Below are 21,212 nucleotides of genomic sequence, written 5' to 3' on the forward strand. Positions count from 1 at the left end.
ACGGATCAACAAGCAAGCAAAAGACAAAAAGCAGGACAGAAGGGCGAGGCCGACCGGGCTCAGAAGTCGGCCACCAAGGCCACCCGCAGCGAGCGGCCCGGCTGGGTATAGGCGTCCTTGACGGTGGAGGCGGAGGACAAACCACGCACATCCGACCAGTACCAGACACGCTGGTTGCTGAGGTTGTTCAGCGCCACGTTCAGGCGCAGGTCCCGGCGCAGCCGCCACTGACCCGACAGGTCCAGCGTGGTGGAGGACGGCGGCAGGAACTGTGCAGACAACTGGGTCGAGTCCACGTCCGAGGCCTTCTTGGCGCTGCGGTGCTGCAGGTCCAGGCGGGCGCTCCAGTCAGAGCGCTCGTAGCGCAGGCCGGCGGCGAAGCGCTGAGGGTCGATCGAGTTGATCGGTCGGTTCGTCAAGGTGTCCTTGCCCGTGACCCGGCTGTAGCCAAAGGGGCTGGCCAGTCGCCCGCCGGCCCAAACGCCCCAGTCCTTCTCGCCCTTGAACTCCAGGCCCGATAGGCGCACCCGACCGATGTTGACGGACTGGTAGATCAGCGGGTCGGCTGCGGTCATGCGACCTCCCACCAGGTGCTGGTCCTCAATGAAGTCCTTGTAGATGCCGGTGAAGAGGGCCGCATCCAAGCGCCAGTCGGCCAGCCGCCCCCGCAGGCCCAACTCCAGGTTCTGGCTGGTCTCGGGCTTCAGGTTCGGGTTGGGGATGGACTTGTAGTACTGGGTCAGGTTCTCGAAATAGGCGTTGACCTGGCCCGCGTTGGGCGCCCGAAAGCCCGCGGCGTAATGGCCAAACAGGCTCCACTGCGGGGACAACTGGCGCATCAGACCGAGCTTGGGCGACGTGGCCGAGCCCGACAGCGAGGCGGCTGGCGTGGACGAGGGTGGCGAAAAGCCGGCCTGCTCCGCCTGCAGGCGGAAATGTTCGGCGCGCAGTGCGGCGGTCAAGCTCCAGGGGCCTTGAATGACCTCGTCTTGCAAGTACAGCGCCTGACTGGTTTCCACCGTGTCGGGGAAGCGTTTGAGCGGAAAGGTCTCGCCGGCCGCCGGTGTGACCCCGGTCTGCAGGTTCAGCACCGAGGTCCGCACCCAGTCCACGCCATAAGTGAAGCGGTGCGATCGCTCGCCCTCGGTGTAGACGCGCGAGGCCTGCAGCCCGGCTTGCCAGGTGCGCTCGGTGTAACGCACATCGCGCTCACGGTCGGCTGCGGTGTAGCGGTCCTCAAAAGCAAATTCGCGCGAGCGGGCCTCCTGGAAGCTCAGTAAGGTGCGCAGGTCCTGCGCCCAGGCCCAGCCGGGCTGCCAGCGCGCGTCCCAGCTGAGGCGGTCGCGCTGCAACTCGGTCCAAGAACTGGCGTAGACCGTCGAGGTGCTGCTGGTCGGCGTCTTGGCCACGGCCGACAGCAAGGTGTAGTCCGCCTGCTTGCGCACATGCTCGAGGCTCACGGCATGGCGCTGGCCGCCGCCAGGGGTGAGCACCGCCTTGAGCAGCAGGCCTTCGCCCTTTTGTTGCTCGGGATTGGGCTCGGTGCGCTCCACGTTGGCCGACGCGTTGCGGCCCATGTTCTGCAAAGCCCTGGCGCCCGAGGTGTTGACGCCCAGCAGCCACTGCAGCACCTCATTGGGGCGCCCCGCCAGGGTGACACCAGCGCGCCAACCCCGGTCCTCGCTGGCATAGGCCAGGCTGGCTCGCCCGCCCAGGGTCTGGCCATCGCGCAACAAGGCCGAAGGGTCGAGGGTGATGAAATTCACCAGGCCGGCCAGGCCGTCAGAGCCATACAGGGCCGACGTGGGCCCCTTGAGCACCTCCACCCGCTCGATCAGACCCAACTCCATGTAGTCACGGCCGAACGCATTGGCGCTGAACACATAGCTGCGGGGCTGACGGATGCCATCCACCATCATCAAGACCCGGTTACCGTCCAGGCCTCGGATGTTGAATCCTGCGTTTTGGTCCCGCCCGGTGCTGCTGGAGGCCAAGGTGAATCGGGCCGGTGCCCGCGACACCGACAGGCCCGGCACCTCGCGCGCCACATCGCGGATGTCACGCACCTGGCGGCGCTCCAGGTCCTGAGAGCCGAGCACGTCCAGGCTCATGGGCAGTTCATCAGGGTCTTGCTCATGGCGCGAGCCGCTGATGACGACCTCGGGCAACGCAGCCAGGAGCTGGGCCGCCGGTCGCTCGGGCAAGCCCTGGGCATTGAGGCTGCAGGCCGACACACCGAGCACGCAGCCACCGGCCAGCCGGGACCAAGTGCCGCCGCTGGGAGACAGCGAGGGAAGAAGCGGAGAAAAACAAAGACCAGACAAAGCGACCTCTCGAGAACACGTTGAAGTTGACGTGCTGGCGGTGGCGCTGAGACCTCTTGGAGGCTCATTCCTTGGCTGGCGTTTTCCGAATTATATGAGAATGATTCTCATTTGTAAAAATTCACCCTGCAATTTCACGTCAAATACCGGTCAACCCAGGGACATCGGTTGGATGAGCAGGCCGGATACACCACAATCCGTCCATCGACTGTCTGAACAAAGGAATTGCCATGAAAGGCGACGCTCAAGTCATTGCCCACCTGCAGGCCCAGCTCAAAAACGAGCTGACCGCGATCAACCAGTACTTCCTGCACTACCGCATGCTCAAGCACTGGGGATTCGACAAGCTGGCCAAGAAGGAATACGCCGAGTCGATCGGCGAAATGAAACATGCGGACTGGCTGATGGACCGCATCTTCACGCTCGACGGTCTGCCCAATCTGCAGGACCTGGGCAAGCTCTCGGTCGGTGAAGACGTGCCCGAGATCCTGAGCTGCGACCTGGGTGCCGAGCAAGGCGCCCAAGCCACCATCAAGGCCGGCATCGCCCACTGCGAATCGGTGCGCGACTACGTCTCGCGCGACCTGCTGCAAAAAATCCTCGACGACACCGAAGAACACATCGACTTCCTGGAAACCCAGATCGATCTGATCGGCAAAGTCGGCCTGCCCAACTACCTGCAATCGCAGATGGGCGACATCGAATAAGCAGCGCTGCTGCCACACCACATCAGGGCCTTCGGGCCCTTTTTTGGGCCTTCGGGCCCTTTTTTGGGCCTTCGGGCCCTTTTTTCATGGTGGCAACGGCGCCGCGCCTGGCGTGGGCGGACAGAGGGGGCGCCGCCCGCCCTCCGCCCGGCTTCAGGGCAGGCGCGCCAGGCTTCAGGGCAGGCGCGCCAGGCTTGGCGCCCCCGGGGCGGTCGCCTGGGGCTGGGCCTCAGCCCCGTCCCAGCCGCCGCCCAAGGCGCGCACCAGGGACACGGTCGCCAAGGCCTGGCTGGTGCGCACCTGCAGCTCGGCACGGCGATTGCGCAACTCGGCCCGGCGCGCGTCCAGCCACTCGATCTGGCTGACCAGCCCATGGCGGTAACGCGTCGCCGACAGCGCGGTAGCACGCCGGGCCGCAGCCACGGCCCGGCCCTGGGCCTCGGACTGGGCCTCCAGCCACTGCAAGCTGCGCAGCTGGTCCTCCACCTCGCTGAAGGCCGTCAGCACCTGGCCACGGTACGCCGCCAAGGCGGCATCGAGCCGGGCCTGGGCGCCCTGCTGGGCCGCCTCGCGCCGGCCGCCGTCGAACAGCGGCAGGGACAGCAAAGCACCCGCGCTCCAGGCGCGTGCCGACCACTTGAACAGGTCGCCCAGCTCGGGCGAGGCCTGGCCGGCCGCGCCGGTCAGGGTCACGGCGGGGAACCAGGCCGTCTGTGCCACGCCCAGCCGGGCCTGGGCCGCCAGCACGGCGGCCTGGGCAGCGCTGACATCGGGGCGGCGTGCCAGCACCGTGCCAGGCAGACCGGGTGGAATCACCGGCACGCTGAAGGACGCGCCCGACTCGGGCAGGCTGAAGCCGGTTGCCACCTCGCCCACCAACAGCGCCAGCGCGTGGGTCAGCAAGGCTTGCTGGCGTTGCAGGGCCAGGGACTCGGCCTCGGTGGCGGCGGCCTCGGCGCGCACGCGCGCCAGGTCCAGCTCGGCCACGTCGCCGGCGCGCTCCCGCCGAAGGGTGAGCTGCAGGATGTCGCGCAAAGCCTGCAGGCTCTCGTCCACCAGGGCCTGCTCGGACTGCACCGAGCGCAGTTGCAAATAGGTCTGGGCCACATCGGCCTGCACCATCAGGCGCGTGCTTTGCAGCAGCGCAGCCTGGGCCCGGGCGTCCTGGCGCGCGGCCTGGCTGGCCTGGCTCAGGCGGCCCATGACGTCGACTTCATAGGACGCGCCCAGCCCCAGGCTGGCCGTGGTGCTGGGCTGCTCCCCGCCCAGGGTGCCGCGTCCGGCCTGGCGCTGCAGACCGGCATTGGCGCCGACTTGCGGGCGGCGCGCGGCCTCGGCCGTGCCCAACAGGGCACGGGCCTCGGCCAGGCGGGCCGCCGCTTCTTGCAGGCGCGTGTTGCCCAGGTCAGCCCGCATGACCAGGTCACTGAGCACCGGGTCCATGAAGGGACGCCACCAGGCGCCCCGGGCCTGGGCCTCGGCACCGGGGGCCAGCGTCCATTGCCCTTCGGCCGGGGTGGGCGCCGCCGGTGCCGACACGGCGCTGGCCTGGGTCGCGCTGAAGTGGGCCGGCAACGGAGGCCAAGCCCGCTCAGGCACGGCCTCGGGCGCGCTGGCACAGCCCGCCAGCCACAAGGCCAGGGCCAAGGGCGTGAGCACACGCCCCGAGATCACAGAGGAAAGTTGTCGCATGGGAGATGTCTCTTTCAATCGTGGGCCGCTTGTGCGGTGGCCAAGGCCGCAGCGCCAGGCGCCCCAGCGGCAGGACTGGCGGGCACGGCATGACCGGCCTCGGACGCGGTGATGGGGGCCACGAAGTCACCGTGCTGCACCAGCGGCCGGTTGCCCGCCAGGCGGCGCAGCAGCACATAGAACACCGGGGTGAGGAACAGGCCAAAAGCCGTCACACCAATCATCCCGGCGAACACCGCCACGCCCATGGCGCGGCGCATTTCGGCGCCCGCCCCGGTGGACAGCACCAGGGGCAGCACGCCCATCACAAAGGCCAGGGAGGTCATCAAGATGGGGCGCAGGCGCAGGCGGCTGGCTTCGATGGCAGCCTGCAGCGGGCTGCGGCCGGCAAACTCCAGCTCGCGGGCGAACTCGACGATCAAGATCGCGTTCTTGGCCGACAGCCCGACCAGCACCATCAGCCCGATCTGGGTGAAGACGTTGTTGTCCCCACCCGAGAGCCAGACGCCCGTCATGGCCGCCAGCAGGCCCATGGGCACGATCAGGATGATGGCCAGGGGCAAAGTCAGGCTCTCATACTGCGCGGCCAGCACCAGGAAGACCAGCAGGATGGCGAGCGGGAACACCCACACCGCCGAGTTGCCGGCCAGGATCTCCTGGTAGGTCAGTTCGGTCCACTCGTAGCTGAAGCCGGCGGGCAAGGTTTCCGCCGCGATGCGCGCCACCGCCGCCTGGGCCTGGCCGCTGGAGTACCCCGGCGCCGGCCCGCCATTGATGTCGGCCGACAGGTAGCCGTTGTAGCGCATGGCGCGCTCGGGACCAAAGCTCGGCGCCATCTTCAGCACCGCCGACAGCGGCACCATCTCACCGCTGTTGGAGCGCACCTTGAGCAGGCCCACGTCCTCGGCGCGCGCGCGGTAGGCCGCGTCGGCCTGCACGCGCACGCTGTAGGTGCGGCCAAAGCGGTTGAAGTCGTTGGCGTACAGACTGCCCAGGTAGATCTGCAGCGTGTCGAACACCTCGGTCACCGGCACGCCCAACTGGCGCGCGCGGGTGCGGTCGATGTCGGCATAGAGCTGCGGCACATTGACCTGGAAGCTGGTGAACAGCCCGGCCAATTCAGGCGTCTGGTAAGCCTTGGCCATGAAGGCCTTGACCGCGCCGTCCAACGCGGCGTAACCCTGCGAGCCCCGGTCCTCGATCTGCAACTTGAAGCCGCCCGTGGTGCCCAGGCCTGCCACCGGCGGCGGCGGGAACATGGCGATGAAAGCGTCTTGCAGACCGGCGTACTTCTGGTTGAGCTGGCCGGCGATGGCGCCCGCGCTCAGGCTGGGGTCGCGGCGCTCCTCGAAAGGTTTCAGGGTGGCGAACACGATGCCCGAGTTCGAGCTGTTGGTGAAGCCATTGATGGACAAGCCGGGGAAGGCCACCGCGTGCTCCACGCCGGGCTGGGCCAGGGCGATGTCACTCATGCGGCGGATCACCTGCTCGGTGCGGTCCAGCGTGGCGCCATCCGGCAGTTGGGCAAAGCCGATCAGGTACTGCTTGTCCTGCGCGGGCACAAAACCGCCAGGCACGGTCTTGAACAGGCCCAGGGTCAGCAGACCCAGCACCAGGTACAGGCCCATCATGGCGCCCTTGCGCGCGATGGCCCGGGTCACGCCGCCGCTGTAGGCGGCAGCACCTCGGCCAAACAGGCGGTTGAAGCCTGCAAAGAAGCGCCCCAGCACGCGGTCCATGCCGCGCGTGAGGGCGTCCTTGGGCGCGTCATGGCCCTTGAGCAGCAAGGCGGCCAGCGCTGGCGACAAGGTCAGCGAGTTGATGGCCGAGATGATGGTCGAGATGGCAATGGTCAGCGCAAACTGGCGGTAGAACTGCCCGGTCAGGCCGCTGATGAAGGCCAGCGGCACGAAGACCGCGCACAGCACCAGGGCGATGGCGATGATCGGACCTGAGACCTCGCGCATGGCGCGGTAGGTGGCCTCGCGCGGCGTCAGGCCGGCTTCGATGTTGCGCTCCACGTTCTCCACCACCACGATGGCGTCGTCCACCACGATGCCGATGGCCAGCACCAGGCCAAACAGGCTCAGCGCGTTGACCGAGAAGCCCGACAACTGCATCACCGCAAACGTGCCCACCACCGACACCGGCACGGCCAGCAGCGGGATGATGGAGGCGCGCCAGGTCTGCAGGAACAGGATCACCACCAGCACCACCAGGGCCACGGCTTCGAGCAGGGTGTGCACCACCGAATCGATCGAGGCGCGCACGAACTGCGTCGGGTCGTAGACGATCTGGTAGTCCACGCCGTCGGGCATGTTCTTCTTCAACTCGGCCATGGCGGCGTGCACGTCGTCCGAGATCTGGATCGCGTTCGAGCCCGGGGCCGCGAAGATGGGCACCGCCACCGCGTCCTGGTTGTCCAGCAGCGAGCGCAGCGCGTACGAAGCCGCGCCCAGCTCCAGCCGCGCCACGTCGCGCAGGCGGGTCACAGCGCCGTCGGCCCCGGTCTTGACGATGATGTCGCCGAATTCCTCTTCGTTCTGCAAACGCCCTTGGGCGTTGATCGACAGCTGAAGGTCCGCCCCCGGCAGCCCTGGCGAAGCCCCCACCACGCCGGCGGCGGCCTGCACGTTTTGCTCGCGGATGGCGCGCACCACGTCGCTGGCGGACAGGCCGCGCTGGGCGACTTTTTGCGGGTCCAGCCAGACGCGCATCGAGTAATCACCCGAGCCGAACAGCTGCACCTCGCCCACGCCCTTCACGCGGGCCAGGCGGTCCTTGACGTTGAGCACCGCGTAGTTGCGCAGGTAGGTCATGTCGTAGCGCCCATTGGGCGACAGCACGTGCACCACCAAGGTCAGGTCGGGCGAGCTTTTGACGGTAGCCAGACCCAGCCGGCGCACCTCTTCAGGCAGGCGCGGCTCGGCCTGGGCCACCCGGTTTTGCACCAGCTGCTGGGCCTTGTCGGGGTCGGTGCCCAAGCGGAAGGTCACGGTCAGGGTCATCAGGCCATCGGTGGTGGCCTGGCTGCCCATGTAGAGCATGCCTTCGACGCCGTTGATGGCCTCCTCCAGCGGGGTGGCCACGGTCTCGGCGATCACCTTGGGGTTGGCGCCCGGGTAGTTGGCGCGCACCACCACCTGGGGCGGCACCACCTCGGGGTACTCGGACACCGGCAGCACGCGCAGCGCCAGCAAGCCGGCGATCAGCATGAGCACCGACAGCACCCCCGCGAAGATGGGCCGGTCAATAAAGAATTTGGACAGGTTCATAAATCAGTTTCTGTGGGGCCTGGGGACGCGCCTCAGGCGGCGGGGGCCTTGGCGGCGGCCGGCTGCTCGGCAGCGGCGCTGTCGCCGCTCATGGGCACGCTCTGCGGCGTGACACGGGCGCCGGGGCGGATGTGCTGCAGGCCATTGATGACCACGCGCTCACCGGCCTTCAGGCCTGACTTGACGACGCGCAGCCCGGCCACGGGCGCACCCAGGCTGACCTCGCGGTACTGCGCGGTCTGGTCCTCGCCCACCACCAGAACAAACTTCTTGTTCTGGTCAGTGCCCACGGCGCGCTCGTTGATCAGCAGGGCCTGGCGGGTCTGGGCCTGGCCCATGCGCAGGCGGGCAAACTGGCCCGGCATCAGCTGGCCGTCGGGGTTGTCGAACACGGCGCGCACGCGCACCGTGCCGCTCTTGGCATCGACCTGGTTGTCGACCAGTTGCAGGTGGCCTTGGTAAGGCGTGTTGCCGCCCTCGGCCGTGCCCATTTGCACGGGAATGCGCTCGATGCGGGCGCGGGCGGCCGCACCCCGCCCCAGGCCTTGCAGGGCCTGGGCAATGACTTGCTCGTCGGCGTCAAAGCTGGCGTAGATGGGGTTCACCGACACCAGGCTGGTCAGCACAGGGGCCCCCGCGCCGGCAGCGACCAGGTTGCCCGCGGTGACTTCGATGCGACCGATGCGGCCACTGACCGGGGCGCGCACCTGGGCATAACCCAGGTTCAGGCGGGCGCTTTGCAGCGCGGCCTGCGCCGCGCGCAGGTTGGCGTCGGCCTCGCGCTGGGCGTTCTGGCGCTCGTCGTATTCGCGCTGGGCGATGGCGCGCTCCTCCCACAGGCGGCTGGCGCGTTCCAGCTCGCTTTGGCTGTAGGCCAGTCGGGCCTGGGCAGCGGCGACCTGGGCCTGGGCCCGGTCCACCTCGGCGGCAAAAGGCGCCGGGTCCAGGCTGAACAGCAAGTCCCCCGCCTGCACCAGCGCCCCCTCACGGAAGTGCACCGACTGCACGGCCCCCGCCACGCGCGGGCGCAGGTCCACGCGCTGCACGGCTTCGAGCCGGCCCGAGAACTCATCCCACAAGGAAATGGGCTGTTCGGCCACGGTCGCCACCGACACCGGGGTGGCGGCCGGGGCCTGGGCCGCCGGGGCATCGGCGTGCGAGCTGGGCGAGCCCAGGAAGGCCGCGCCCGTGGTGGCCAGCACAGCCAGGGCCACAGCCGACAGCCAGAGCGGGCGGCGCGAGCGCGCGGCGGGCGGCGTCGCGGCGTCCGTCGGGGAGGGGGACCCGGCCGAGGCCGAGGTGTCAGGGGTGGGATTCGAGTTCATGGGATTCCTCCAAGGCAAAAACAAAGGCGAACAGCGCCCCACGGCCCGCCCTCCCAGGCCGGTCGCAGGAACAAAAAACAGGGACTTGGAAAGCAGGCGGCAACAGCGCGCCCGCACCGGCCGCAGCCGGTGATCAGAGCAACAGAGTCAAAGGGGGGACCGGCGCGGGGCCGGTCAGGCTATGAAGGCACAGCGCTGGGCACGGCAGGCACCAGGGTGTCGGCAAAAAAGCGCTGCAGTTGCGCCTGCACGGCGGGCGCACAGGGGCAGACCTGGGGCTGGGCCGTGAGCAAGGCCTCAGGCCAGTGCTGGGCAGCGCTCAGCACCTCGCCGCGGGCTTGCAGGCCAGCGGCCTGCAGGCGGGTCACATAGGCCATGGCCTCGTCGCGCATGGGGTCGTCCGGGCCCACCAGCACCAGCGTGGGCGGCAGGCCTTGCAAGCGCAGCGAGCTGGCGGGCACCGCATAGGGGTGCTCGGCATCGCGCGGGCTGCGCAGGTAGCTGAGCCAACCCTCCACCCATTTGCAGCAGGTGGCCGAACCCGTGGCCTCACGCAGCGAGGCCGTGCCCACGCAGGGGTCGAGCATGGGCGACAACAGCACCTGGCCGGCCAGCGGGGGGTGCGACTGGTCGCGCGCCATCAGGCTGACAGCGGCGGCCACATTGCCACCGGCCTCTTCACCCGCCAAGTAGATGCGGGCCTGGGCGCCCCCCAGGCGCTTGCGCTGGCGGTGCACCCACTGCAGCACCTGGTAGCCCACCTCGGCCGCATTCGGGAACGGGTGTTGCGGCGCCAGCGGGTAGGCCACCGACACCACCACCGCGCCGGCTGCCACCAGCAAACCGGCCACCGTGGCGCCACTGTCCAGGCAGCCCGACACAAAGGCGCCGCCGTGGAAGTGCACGACCAGGGGCTGGGGCTGACCGGCTTTTTTTCGGCCATAGACCCGCACCGGCACGTTTTGGCCGTCGCTCAAAGCCACTTCGCTGTCCGTGCCATGGGGGGCCGTCCAGGCGCCAGCCAGGGCCGCGCTGGCCGGGTCGGGCCGTTCGGAATCAAGGGGGTGGTCAGGGGTGGACATGGCGGTGCAACAAAAAGGGATGGTGCAACTGTAGTGGCGGATGGGCGCCACATAAACACCTCAATGGCCACAGCAGTGTTTCCAAACGCCCAACAATGGCGAGGCCGCAACATGTGAGAATTTGCTACAGCCCGAACCCGGGCACGACCACAGGAGAGCCCATGGACCCGATCCAGGCCATGCGCATATTCACGCGCGTGGTGGAAGCCGGCACGTTCACCCGCGCCGCCGATTCACTGGGCCTGCCCAAGGCCACCGTCACCAAGCAAATCCAGGCCTTGGAGGCTCGGCTGCGCGTGAAACTGCTCAACCGCACCACCCGCCGCGTCACCGTGACCGCCGACGGCGCGGCCTACTACGAGCGCACGCTGCGCCTGCTGACCGACTTTGACGACATCGAGGCCAGCATGGGCCAGGCCCGCGCCAGCCCGCGCGGGCGGCTGCGCGTGGATGTGGGCACCTCGCTGGCGCGCATGCTGATCATCCCCAACCTGCCCGGCTTCCACGAGCGCTACCCCGACATCCAGCTGGACCTGGGCGTGAGCGACCGCATCGTGGACATGATTTCGGACAACGTGGACTGCGTGATCCGAGGCGGCAACCTGATTGAGCAGTCCCTGGTGGCGCGCCGCATCGGCAACCTCGAGTTCATCACCGTGGCCTCGCCCACCTACCTGCGCCGCCACGGCACCCCCGCCCACCCGCTGGACATCGAGCGCGAGCACAGCACGGTGGTGTACTTTGGCGCGCACAACGGGCGCCAGTACCCGCTGGAGTTCCACCAGGGCGAAGAAGTGATCGAAATCCCGGGCCCTTACAAGCTCAGCGTCAACGAATCGGCCGCCTACCTGGAGGCCGTGCTCGGTGGCCTGGGCATTGGCCAGATCACCAGCTACCAGGCCCAGCCCTACCTGGCGCGAGGCGAGTTGCTGCGCCTGCTGCCCGAGTGGGGCCACCCGCTGCTGCCGGTGTACGTGGTCTACCCGCCCAACCGCCACCTGAGCGCCAAGGTGCGCGCATTTGTGGACTGGGCGGCCGAGCTGTTCACCCAGCAGCCACTGTTGCAAGGCCAGCCGCTGCCGCCCCAGCCCGAGGCGCCCGGCGCGTGACAGCGGGCGGTCCACACCGCACAGCCCTCAGCGTTGGAGCGCGGCGTCGCGGATGGCGCTCAGCGTGGCGCGCGTGGTGATCACTTCGGGGCTGAGCGGGATCTCGATCAGCGTGCCGCCCTCGCTGCTCAAGGCGCGCAGCAAGGCGGCCTCGAAGTCTTCGGTGCGCGTCACCTGCTCGGCCGCATAGCCATAGGCCCGGGCCAGCGCGCAAAAGTCGGGGTTGCTCAGGCTGGAGCCGCTGACATGGCTGGGGTATTCGCGCTCCTGGTGCATGCGGATGGTGCCGTACATGCCGTTGTTGAGCAGCACGATGATGCTTTTGCCGCCGTGCTGCACGGCCGTGGCCAGCTCTTGCCCGTTCATGAGGAAGTCGCCGTCGCCCGCGATGGTGAAGGCCACCCGCCCACTCACCAGGTTGGCTGCGATGCCCGCCGGCACGCCGTAGCCCATGGCGCCCACGGTGGGCGCCAGCTGCGTCTTGTGGCCGCGCGCCAGGCCAAAGTGGCGGAAGTAGCGGTGCACCCAGCTGGCGAAATTGCCCGCGCCATTGGTCAGCACGGCGTCGGCGGGCAGGTGTTTTTGCAGCAGCGCGACCACCGCCGGCAGGTCGATCACGCCGGGTTGGCTGGGGTCCAGACCGGCCAGGGCCTGGGGCTGCAAATTGGCTTCATAGTCGGCGTGGGCGGCGGCCGCCCAATCGGCCCAGGGCAGGCTGGGCGGCGCGCTGAGCACCTCCAGGCTGCGCGCGGCGGCATTCATGCTCGACTGGATGGCCAGGTCGGCCTGGTAGACCCGGTTCAGCTCCTCGGCGCTGGCGTGGATGTGCACCAGCTTTTGGCGTGGGCGCGGCGCCTCCAGCAGGGTGTAGCCGCTGGTGGTCATCTCGCCCAGGCGCGGGCCGATGGCCAGCACCAGGTCGGCCTCGCGGATGCGCGCGGCCAGGCGCGGGTTGATGCCGATGCCCACGTCACCCGCGTACAGCGGGTGGTGGTTGTCAAAGGTGTCCTGGAAGCGGAAGGCATTGCCCACGGGCAGCTGCCAGTTCTCGGCAAAACGCTGCAGGGCCTGGGCCGCCTGGGGTGTCCACCCGCCGCCGCCCGCGATCACGAAGGGGCGCTGCGACTGCAGCAGCAGCTGGCGCAGGTCGCGCAGCGCGCCGGGGTCGCTCCAGGCCTGCACGGCCTCCACACGCGGCAGCGGCTCGGCGTCCACGGTCTGGGTCAGCATGTCCTCGGGCAGCACCAGCACCACCGGGCCGGGGCGGCCGTTCATCGCGGTGGCGAAGGCGCGTGCGATGTACTCGGGGATGCGGCGCGCGTCGTCGATGCGCTCCACCCGCTTGGCCATGGCCTTGGTGCTGGGGCCGAAAAAGCTCTGGAAATCGACCTCTTGGAAGGCCTCTCGGTCGCGGAAGTCGCTGCCCACGTCGCCCACCAGCAACACCATCGGGGTCGAATCCTGGAACGCGGTGTGCACGCCTATCGACGCATTGGTGGCGCCCGGCCCCCGCGTCACCAGGCACACGCCGGGGCGGCCGCTGAGCTTGCCATGGGCCTCGGCCATGAAGGCCGCGCCACCTTCCTGGCGGCAAGTGATGAAACGGATCTGCTCCCGGTACTGGTGAAAACCGTCCAACACCGCGAGGTAGCTCTCCCCGGGCACGCCGAAGGCGACTTCCACGCCTTGGGCGATCAAACATTCGACGATCAGATGTCCTGCGTTGCGCTGTGCCATGTGCTGCCTTGATCAAAAATTGCCGCGTTCCGTGGCGGCCCGCCCGCATCCTACTGCGTGCCAGCGCAGCCCGGCGCGACGGCCGCTCAGGCCGCTCAGGCCGCGGCCAGCGTCGCGGTGCGCCGCACCCGGCGCACATTGAAGGCGCTGGCGATCAGCACCCCCTGCACGATGGCCAGGCCGACCAGCACACTGGTGTACTGGCCGTGGTCCATGAGGCGCCCAAAAATCAGCGGCGACACAGCCTGGCCGATGTCCAGCCCGGCGTAGACCACGCCGTAGACGCGGCCGGTGGCGTTTTCGGGCGTGGAGCGCTTGACCAGCAAATCGCGCGAGGGCCCGGCAATGCCGTTGGCAAACCCCATCACGCCGAACAAGACCGGCACCCAGATGCCCGACACCGGCGCCAGCGCCAAACTCAGCGCCACCAGGGCCGCGATGCCAATGCCCAAGGCCACGATGCGTTCACAGCGCGTCGGGTCGGCTGCCAGAAAGCCGCCCAGCACCATGCCGCTGGCGCTGGCCACCATGTAGATGGTCAGGCAGGCAGCGATCAGGGCCACCGGCACGTCATGCAAGTGGCGCGCTGCCTCAGGCGCGAAGGTCTGCACCACGCTCAAGGCCATGGCGTAGAACAAGAAGAAGGCGAAGCACATCCACACGGCCGGGATGCGCAAGAAGTCAAAGCCCCCCGCCGCGGCCGCGCTGCCCGCAGGGGCCGACGCGGGCTTGGGCGCGGCGGCCGGCAGGCTCAGCACCTCGCGCTGCAAGTACAGCACGGCCAACACCGCCAAGGCCAAGGCACCCGACACCCCCAGCGCCACACGCCAGGAGAACGCCAGGGCCAGTGGCACCACCAGGGCCGGCGCCAGCGCCCAGCCCAGGCTGCCCGTGATGCCGTGCACACTGTAGGCATGGCCCAGCCGGGTGCTGCTGACCTTGCGGTTGAACAAGGTGTAGTCCACCGGATGGAACACGCCGTTGCCCATGCCGGCCAGCACCGCGCACAGCAGCAGCGTGGGGTAGTTGGGCGCCAGCGCATAGCCGATCAAGGCCACGCCCAGCAAACCCAGACCGGCGAACAGCACCGGGCGCGGGCTGTAGCGGTCCACCACAAACCCCGACAGGGCCTGCACCGCGCAGGACACGACAAAAAACACCGTCAACACCAGGCCCAGTTCGGTGTAGCTGACGTCAAAAGCTTCTTTGAGCCAGGGGAACAGCGGCGCCAGCACCAGCTGGCTGAAGTGGCTGATGCCGTGGGCCAGGCCCACCAGGCCGATCAGGCGGGCGTCCTGCTTGAACGTGGGCGCGGGCAGAGCGTGCGCAGTCGACATGGGAAAGGCCTCCAAAAACTTGACGAGGCCCATCCTACGACCCAGACTCGCGTCTTGTTGGCGATGAAAAGACAAATATCGTCGGCAATCAGACAAGACCCGCTGCCCATGCCCTCCACCGCCTCGCCCACCCGTCCAGCCACCGGTCCCAACAAGGGCCCAGCCCCTGCGGCAGCCTCCCTCAGCCCTCGGGCCCGAGGTCGGGCGCGCAGCGCCCCCCGCGCCAAAGCCCCGGCCGACTTGGTGGGCAGCCTGACCCCACACCTTTACCAGCCCACGGCCCAGCGCCCACTGCGCGCCAAGATGCGCCACCTGCTGGCCGAAACCGAGGTGCTGCCCCACGCCCACGCCTGGGCCCAACTCACGTTTTCACTCAATGGGGTGTGCCGGCTCAGCACCGAAGACGGCACCTTCATCGTGCCGCCGTCGCGGGCGGTGTGGGTGCCGGCCGGCATGGCCCACTCGATCACCGTGGTGGAAGACGCCAACCTGCACACCCTGTACCTGCACCAACTGATCGCGCCAGCCAGTGCCCCCTGGCAGCGTTGCGTGGTGATCGAGGTCAGCGAACTCATGCGTGCCCTGGTGCGCCAGCTCGACACCCTGCCCGACCCGCTGCCCCCCAGCGCGGCGGATTCCGCCCGGTTGACCGGTGCGCCGGAAGAAGGGACGGCCAGCGCGCGCGAGGCCTTGATCACCCCGCTGCTGTGCGACGAGCTGCAGCGAGCGCCGCAAATCCGCATGGGCGTGCCCCTGCCCGTGGCGGGCCAGGGCGACAAACGCCTGCGCGCCTTGTGTGAAGCCGTGCTGCGCAGCCCGGGCGAGCGGGCCACGCTGGCGCAGTGGTCGGCCTCGGTGGGCGCGAGTGAGCGCACGGTGGCGCGGCTGTTTCGCGATGAACTGGGGCTGAGTTACCAGCAGTGGCGCCAGCAGGTGACGCTGGCCCACGCCCTGCCCTTGCTGGCGCGCGGCCTGCCCGTGAGCCAGGTGGCCAGCGCCAGCGGCTACGCCAGCGAGAGCGCGTTTTCGGCCATGTTCCGCGCCGCCATGGGGCAGGCGCCCCGGCATTTTTCAGGCAAGCACCGGCCAAGCGCCTGAGCCCAAGGCCCCGCCCTCAATCACTCACTCGGCGCGCGAGAACACCGACAGCAGGCCCCCCGCCATCACGAACAGCGAGCCAAACAAGCGGTTGAGCGCGCGCATGTGGGCCGCCGATTTGAGCGAACTGAGCACCTGGGCGGCCAGCAAGGTGTAGCCGGCCATGACCACGAAGTCGGTGAAGCTCAGGGTCAGGCCAATCACCAGGTACTGCCAGACCAGAGGCTGGTGCAGGTCCAGGAACTGCGGCACCACGGCCAACAGGAACACCGTGCCCTTGGGGTTGATGGCGTTGATCATCCAGCCGCGCCGCACCATGGCGTGCCAGGGCACTTCCGAGGCCTGGGCCTGCAGCGCGGCCAGCGGCCGGGCCGGGGCTCGCCATTGCTGGATGCCCAGCCACACCAGGTAGGCCACGCCGCCCCACTTGACCAGGGCGAAGGCGGTGGCCGAGGCCGCCACCAGGGCGCCCAGGCCCACCCCCACCACGATCAGCTGGGTCCAGATGCCCAGCACCAGGCCGACGGTGGTCACATAGCCTTTGCGAAAGCCGTGGTTCAGGCCCGCGCTCATGGCCGCCAGAGCGCCCGCGCCGGGAGAAATGCTGATGGCCCACGCCGCCGCGAAAAAGGCCAGCCAAGTCGAGAATTGCATGGAGAAGGTCCGCACCCAAAAACAAGAAGGGGGCGATTCTGACACGGCCACCCTCACTCAGAAGGCCCCACCCGGACTCACTCGGCGCTCATGTGGGCGGCACGCGCGATGCGCCCCAGGCGCTCGTACTCGCTGGCCGACAAAGCGGCCAGCGCCTCGGGGCTGGAGCTGCGCGGCAAAAAGCCCGCCTGCTGCAGCTTGTCGCGCACCGCGGCCTGGCCCAGGGCCTCAACCAAGGCCTGGCTCAACGCCTGCAAGGTGGTGGCAGGCAGACCGGCCGGCGCGTACACCCCGAACCACGGGTCCACCTCGTAGCCCGCGATGCCAGCCTCGGCCAACGTGGGCACGTCGGGCAGGGACGGCGAGCGCGCCTTGCCGGCCACCGCCAGCGCGCGCAGGCGCCCGGCCTGGATGTGGGGCAGCGAGGCCGGCAGGTTGTCAAACATCAGGGGCAGGTGCCCGCCCAGCAAGTCGTTGATGCCCGGCACGCTGCCCTTGTAAGCCACATGGTTGAGCTCGGTCTGGGTGAGCTGGGCGAACAGCGCGCCGGCCAGGTGCATGGAGGTGCCCGCCCCCGCCGTGCCAAAACTCAGGCCCGGGTTCTTGCGCGCCCAGGCCAGCAGCTCGGCCACGTTGCGCACGGGCAAGGCGGGACCGGCTTCGAGCACGATGGTCGAATAGCCCAGCAAGCCCACCGCCGTGAAGTCCTTGCGCGGGTCAAAGGCCATGCTCTTGTAGACGTGGGGGTTGAGCGCATTGGTCGAGATCGCGCCCAGCCCCAGAGTCAGGCCATCGGGCGCGGCCTTGGCCACCGCGTCCATGCCCACGTTGCCGCCCGCACCGGGCCGGTTCTCGATGACCACGGGCTGGCCCAGGGTCTCGGCCATGCGCTGGCCCACCACCCGGGCCACCAGGTCGGTGGTGCCGCCCGCGGCATAGGGCACGACAAAACGGATGGGCCGGCCCCCCGCCACGGCGGCGCGGGCCGGCCGCGCGGCGCCCATCAGGGCCGCCGCCCCCAAGCCCAGGCCAGCGCCCAAGAGTTGACGCCGGGCCGCATCCGGGCAGGACGCAGGCGCTGGGGCGGATCGAATGAATGGCATGGCAGGTCTCCTGATTTTTGGTATGGAAAGGGGGGCGTGCGTCCAGCGACTGGACTGGCCAGCCCACCGGGTCCATTGTGCCGTCCAGACCCTTTTTTTGCCCGACTACCTCATGGCGCCGCCAGGTGCTGCCCCCACAATAGCGCCCGGGTTGGCGGACCAGCCCTGGCGCCCCCCCTGGCGCCCTCCTTTTTCAGTGAAGCCTTTTGCCATGAGCAACCCCAGCACCTTGCAGTGGATCGGCGCGGCCTTGTTTGCCATCGCCCTGCTGCACACGTTTTCGACCAAGTTCTTTGAACACCTGGCCCACACCCGGCCGCGGCATGCGGGCCTGTGGCACTTGCTCGGCGAGGTGGAGGTGGTGTTTGGCTTTTGGGCCATGGTGCTGATGGTCTTGATGTTCGCGCTGCAGGGCCAGGAGGCCGCCACCCAGTACCTCAACAGCCGCAACTTCACCGAGCCGCTGTTTGTCTTCGCCATCATGGTGATTGCAGGCACGCGCCCCATCTTGCAGGTGGCGGCCCGGCTGGTGCATGGCGTGGCGCAGCGGCTGCCCCTGCCCTGGGCCATGGCGACGTGTTTTGTGCTGCTGTCCTTGGTGCCCTTGCTGGGCTCGTTCATCACTGAACCGGCGGCCATGACCCTGGCCGCGCTGATGCTGCGCGACAGCTTGTTCAGCCAGGGCCTGTCCACGCGCTTGCGCTACGCGGTCCTGGGCGTGCTCTTTGTCAATGTCTCGATTGGCGGCACGCTGACGCCCTTTGCCGCCCCCCCGATCCTGATGGTGGCCCACACCTGGCAATGGGACCTGGCCTTTGTGCTGACCACCCTCGGCTGGAAGGCCGCCGTGGCGGTGCTGGTCAATGCCGCCGGCCTGGTGGCCTTGTTCCAGCGCGAGTTGCGCGCCCTGCCGCCCCAGCCGCGCCGCCGCGAGGCGCATCCCCCCGTGCCCGCCGCCCTGGTGCTGGTGCACCTGCTGTTCCTGTTGGGCGTGGTGGTGTTTGCCCACCACCTCACGGTGTTCCTGGGCCTGTTCCTGTTTTTCCTGGGTTTGGCCACCGCCTACCAAAGCCATCAGAACCCCTTGATCCTGCGCGAAGCCTTGCTGGTGGCCTTCTTCCTGGCCGGCCTGGTGGTGCTGGGCGGGCAGCAGCAGTGGTGGCTGCAACCCCTGCTGCTGTCCCTGGACAGCGACAGCGTCTACCTGGGCGCCACCGCCCTGACGGCCATCACGGACAACGCAGCGCTGACCTACCTGGGCTCACTGGTGCCCGGGCTGAGCGATGACTTCAAGGTGGCCCTGGTGGCCGGTGCCGTCACCGGTGGCGGCCTGACCGTGATCGCCAACGCGCCCAACCCGGCCGGGGTGGCGATTTTGCGCGGGCACTTCGAGGAGCAGTCCATCCACCCGCTGGGCCTCTTGCTGGCCGCCCTGCCCGCCACGGGCGTGGCCATGCTGGCGCTGCGCGGGCTCTGAGGCGCCACGCCCGGCAGGACGGCCCGCTCAGACCGGCCACGGCGGGCGCGGTATGCTGAGGCGTCGCCGGCCTGCGGGCCGACTGCCTTGTTTGACCCTGTTGCCGCCCCTGTTGCCCATGCTGCCCCTGTCGCCCCTGAACTGGCTCTTCCGCATCCCTGCCCATGTGCTCAACGGCCTCAGTGTGGCCCTGGGCATCGGGCTGATCCAATGGTGGTTTGGCAGCCAGGCCAGCCTGCATGTGGCCCAGCTGGTCAGCAGCGGCGCGGTGTTTGCCAGCCTGGCCGATGTGCCCACCACGCCCGGGCGGTCCTGGCCCCGGGTGCTGATGGCCGCCGTGCTGGGCTCGCTGAGCGCGGCTGTGGTGGCTTTTCTCGACCCCTACCCCCGGGTGCTGGGCCTGGCCATCATGGGCCTGGTGTTCATCTCGATGATGACGCTGGCCTGGGGGCCCCGCGCCGGCCCGGTCTCGTTTGCGGCGATCCTGTCCATCGTCTTTACCATGGGCGTGCCCGATGGCACCTCCCCCTGGGTGCTGACCGGTTGGAACCTGGTGGGGGCCGCGCTCTACCTGGGCTGGTCCCAGCTGACCATCCGGGTGCTGCAAAAGCGCTACCGCAGCCTGGCCCTGGCCACGGCCTTGCAAGCCACCGCGCGGCTGCTGCGCTCGCGCGCCGACGCCATGCTGGACGAAGGCCAGACCGCCACCGCCGCCCAGGCCCTGCACACCTGGGTGCGCGACGAAGCCCAGCTGGCCGAACGCCTGCAAGCTGCGCGTGACCTGCTGTTTGCCGCGCCCCCCAGCGCGCGCGCCCAGCGTGAAACCGCGGTGTTGCTGCGCGCCATCGACCTGCGCGACATCCTGCTGGCCAGCCGCCTGGACCTGGACTTGCTGGGCACGGACGAACTGGCGACCCAGGTCCGCGCGCGCCTGGCCCAACGCCTGCGGGCCATGGCCGACGAACTGGCGCTGGCCCAGGCCCGGCTGCGCGGCGTGCGCGTTCCTCGCCCGGAGGCACAGGCGCCCCTGTCCGACCTGCTGGACAGCCTGCAAAACAGCCCTCTGCTGGCGCCCGAGGACCTGCGCGCCCGCCTGCTGCCAGCCCTGATCAACCGGGTGCGCCACCTGCAAGACGATGTGCAGGCCATCCACCGCCTGCTGGACCAGGGCCCCAGCGAACAGCCCCTGAGCGCGGCCGAGCTGCAATTGTTCGTGGCCCCCGAGGGTTGGCCGCTGTCCGCCTTCGAGGCCCACCGCACCCTGGCCTCGCCCGTGCTGCGCCATGCCCTGCGCGCGTCACTGGCGCTGGGCGCGGCCTACTACATCGGCCTGGCCCTGCCTTGGTCCTCGCACCCGCAGTGGATGGTGCTGAGCGTGGCGGTGGTGCTGCGCGGCAACATCGAACAAACCCTGTCGCGGCGCAACCTGCGCGTGCTGGGCACCTTGCTGGGCTGCGTGATCGTGGTGGGCCTGGCCCATGTGTCCTCGCCCTTGCTGATGATGCTGGTGTTCCTGCTGGCGGTGGGCCTGGCCCACAGCTTTGCCATCGAGCGCTACCTGATCACCGCCGTGGCCGCCACGGTGATGGCCTTGCTGCAAGCCCACATGGCCCACCCGAGCACGGGCTTTCCGATCGCCGAGCGCGTGGCCGACACCTTGCTGGGCGCGGCCATGGCCTGGGCGTTTTGCTATGTGCTGCCTTCTTGGGAACGGCGCAGCCTGCCGCGCAGCCTGCCCCGGGTGCTGGCGGCACTGCGCCACTACGCGGCCGAGTCCTTGCGCCCCCACGACCCGGCCGACCCCGGCATGGCCGTGCGCCAGCGCCTGGCCCGCCGCCAGGCCTATGACGCGCTGGGGGCCCTGGCCGCCGGCCTGCAACGCAGCAGCTACGAGCCGCGCCAGGTGCAACTGCCCTGGGTGCCGCTGACCGCCTTGCTTGACCATGGCCAACGCCTGATGGCCCACCTGTCCATGCTGCGCTTGATGCGTTTGCGCGACGGCCCGGAAATGCACCAGGCCGAGGCCTTGACCGCGCTGGGCCAGGCGCAGCAATCGCTGCAGGACTTGCTGGACCCGGCCAGCCAGGGGGCGGGTGAAGCCGAGATCGAAGCCCGTGCACTGGACACCAAACAAACCCTGCTGCCCAGCGAGCCACCCACCGACAAGGTGCTGCCGTGGCTGCACCGGCGTCTGCAGGTCACCCAGTTGGATGCGGCCCGCACAGCCGCCGCGGCCCGCGCCGCGCTGGCCGAGCTGAAACGCCCGCCAGCGCGCTGATCACGGCCCCCGCC

General features: G+C 69.1%; 14 protein-coding genes. 5 read left to right on the forward strand and 9 right to left on the reverse strand.

The window, feature by feature from the left end; genetic code table 11:
- Window positions 1-59: 59 nt before the first annotated feature.
- Window positions 60-2,324 (reverse strand): TonB-dependent hemoglobin/transferrin/lactoferrin family receptor, encoded by a 2,265-nt coding sequence (locus PSQ39_RS12690; protein WP_273927175.1) that lies wholly within the window; start codon window positions 2,322-2,324, stop codon window positions 60-62.
- A gap of 230 nt (window positions 2,325-2,554) precedes the next feature.
- Between PSQ39_RS12690 and bfr the strand changes: the two genes are divergently transcribed.
- Window positions 2,555-3,031 carry a bacterioferritin gene (gene bfr / locus PSQ39_RS12695; RefSeq protein WP_273927176.1) on the forward strand — a complete coding sequence of 159 codons (477 nt, stop codon included), beginning with the start codon at window positions 2,555-2,557 and terminating at the stop codon, window positions 3,029-3,031.
- Window positions 3,032-3,205: 174 nt separating this feature from the next.
- On the opposite strand, the gene PSQ39_RS12700 is transcribed toward bfr, so the two are convergent.
- The 4 genes from PSQ39_RS12700 to PSQ39_RS12715 form a co-directional block, all read right to left on the reverse strand.
- Window positions 3,206-4,723 carry an efflux transporter outer membrane subunit gene (locus tag PSQ39_RS12700; RefSeq protein ID WP_273927177.1) on the reverse strand — a complete coding sequence of 506 codons (1,518 nt, stop codon included), beginning with the start codon at window positions 4,721-4,723 and terminating at the stop codon, window positions 3,206-3,208.
- Between the two features lie 14 nt (window positions 4,724-4,737).
- A complete protein-coding gene (locus tag PSQ39_RS12705) occupies window positions 4,738-7,998 on the reverse strand; it encodes an efflux RND transporter permease subunit (RefSeq protein WP_273927178.1) in 3,261 nt (1,086 codons plus the stop codon).
- Window positions 7,999-8,030: 32 nt separating this feature from the next.
- A complete protein-coding gene (locus tag PSQ39_RS12710; RefSeq protein ID WP_273927179.1) occupies window positions 8,031-9,323 on the reverse strand; it encodes an efflux RND transporter periplasmic adaptor subunit in 1,293 nt (430 codons plus the stop codon).
- Window positions 9,324-9,502: 179 nt separating this feature from the next.
- Window positions 9,503-10,405 (reverse strand): alpha/beta hydrolase fold domain-containing protein, encoded by a 903-nt coding sequence (locus tag PSQ39_RS12715; protein ID WP_273927180.1) that lies wholly within the window; start codon window positions 10,403-10,405, stop codon window positions 9,503-9,505.
- A gap of 161 nt (window positions 10,406-10,566) precedes the next feature.
- Here PSQ39_RS12715 and PSQ39_RS12720 point away from each other — a divergent pair, with 161 nt between their 5' ends.
- Window positions 10,567-11,514 carry a LysR family transcriptional regulator gene (locus PSQ39_RS12720; protein ID WP_273927181.1) on the forward strand — a complete coding sequence of 316 codons (948 nt, stop codon included), beginning with the start codon at window positions 10,567-10,569 and terminating at the stop codon, window positions 11,512-11,514.
- 27 nt (window positions 11,515-11,541) lie between these two features.
- Here PSQ39_RS12720 and PSQ39_RS12725 read toward each other — a convergent pair whose 3' ends face one another.
- Window positions 11,542-13,251, reverse strand: coding sequence for a thiamine pyrophosphate-binding protein (locus PSQ39_RS12725; RefSeq protein WP_273927182.1), 1,710 nt, complete (start codon window positions 13,249-13,251; stop codon window positions 11,542-11,544).
- Window positions 13,252-13,346: 95 nt separating this feature from the next.
- The gene (locus PSQ39_RS12730) at window positions 13,347-14,588 is read right to left on the reverse strand and encodes an MFS transporter (protein ID WP_273927183.1); all 1,242 of its coding nucleotides are present in this window, start codon (window positions 14,586-14,588) and stop codon (window positions 13,347-13,349) included.
- A 108-nt stretch (window positions 14,589-14,696) separates the two neighbouring features.
- On the opposite strand from PSQ39_RS12730, the gene PSQ39_RS12735 reads away from it, so the two are divergent.
- Window positions 14,697-15,686: an AraC family transcriptional regulator gene (locus tag PSQ39_RS12735; RefSeq protein ID WP_273927184.1), complete on the forward strand. Its 990-nt coding sequence runs from the start codon at window positions 14,697-14,699 to the stop codon at window positions 15,684-15,686.
- Window positions 15,687-15,710: 24 nt separating this feature from the next.
- Here PSQ39_RS12735 and PSQ39_RS12740 read toward each other — a convergent pair whose 3' ends face one another.
- Both PSQ39_RS12740 and PSQ39_RS12745 read right to left on the reverse strand, forming a co-directional pair.
- Window positions 15,711-16,340, reverse strand: coding sequence for a LysE family transporter (locus PSQ39_RS12740; protein ID WP_273927185.1), 630 nt, complete (start codon window positions 16,338-16,340; stop codon window positions 15,711-15,713).
- Window positions 16,341-16,417: 77 nt separating this feature from the next.
- Window positions 16,418-17,443 (reverse strand): Bug family tripartite tricarboxylate transporter substrate binding protein, encoded by a 1,026-nt coding sequence (locus PSQ39_RS12745; protein ID WP_409242030.1) that lies wholly within the window; start codon window positions 17,441-17,443, stop codon window positions 16,418-16,420.
- A gap of 211 nt (window positions 17,444-17,654) precedes the next feature.
- On the opposite strand from PSQ39_RS12745, the gene PSQ39_RS12750 reads away from it, so the two are divergent.
- Both PSQ39_RS12750 and PSQ39_RS12755 read left to right on the forward strand, forming a co-directional pair.
- Entirely contained in the window at window positions 17,655-18,920 is a 1,266-nt protein-coding gene (locus PSQ39_RS12750) for a putative Na+/H+ antiporter (protein WP_273927186.1), read from the forward strand.
- Between the two features lie 118 nt (window positions 18,921-19,038).
- Window positions 19,039-21,198: an FUSC family protein gene (locus PSQ39_RS12755; RefSeq protein ID WP_273927187.1), complete on the forward strand. Its 2,160-nt coding sequence runs from the start codon at window positions 19,039-19,041 to the stop codon at window positions 21,196-21,198.
- Window positions 21,199-21,212 lie beyond the last annotated feature (14 nt).

This window comes from Curvibacter microcysteis (assembly GCF_028649455.1).
Classification (GTDB): Bacteria; Pseudomonadota; Gammaproteobacteria; order Burkholderiales; family Burkholderiaceae_C; genus Curvibacter; species Curvibacter microcysteis.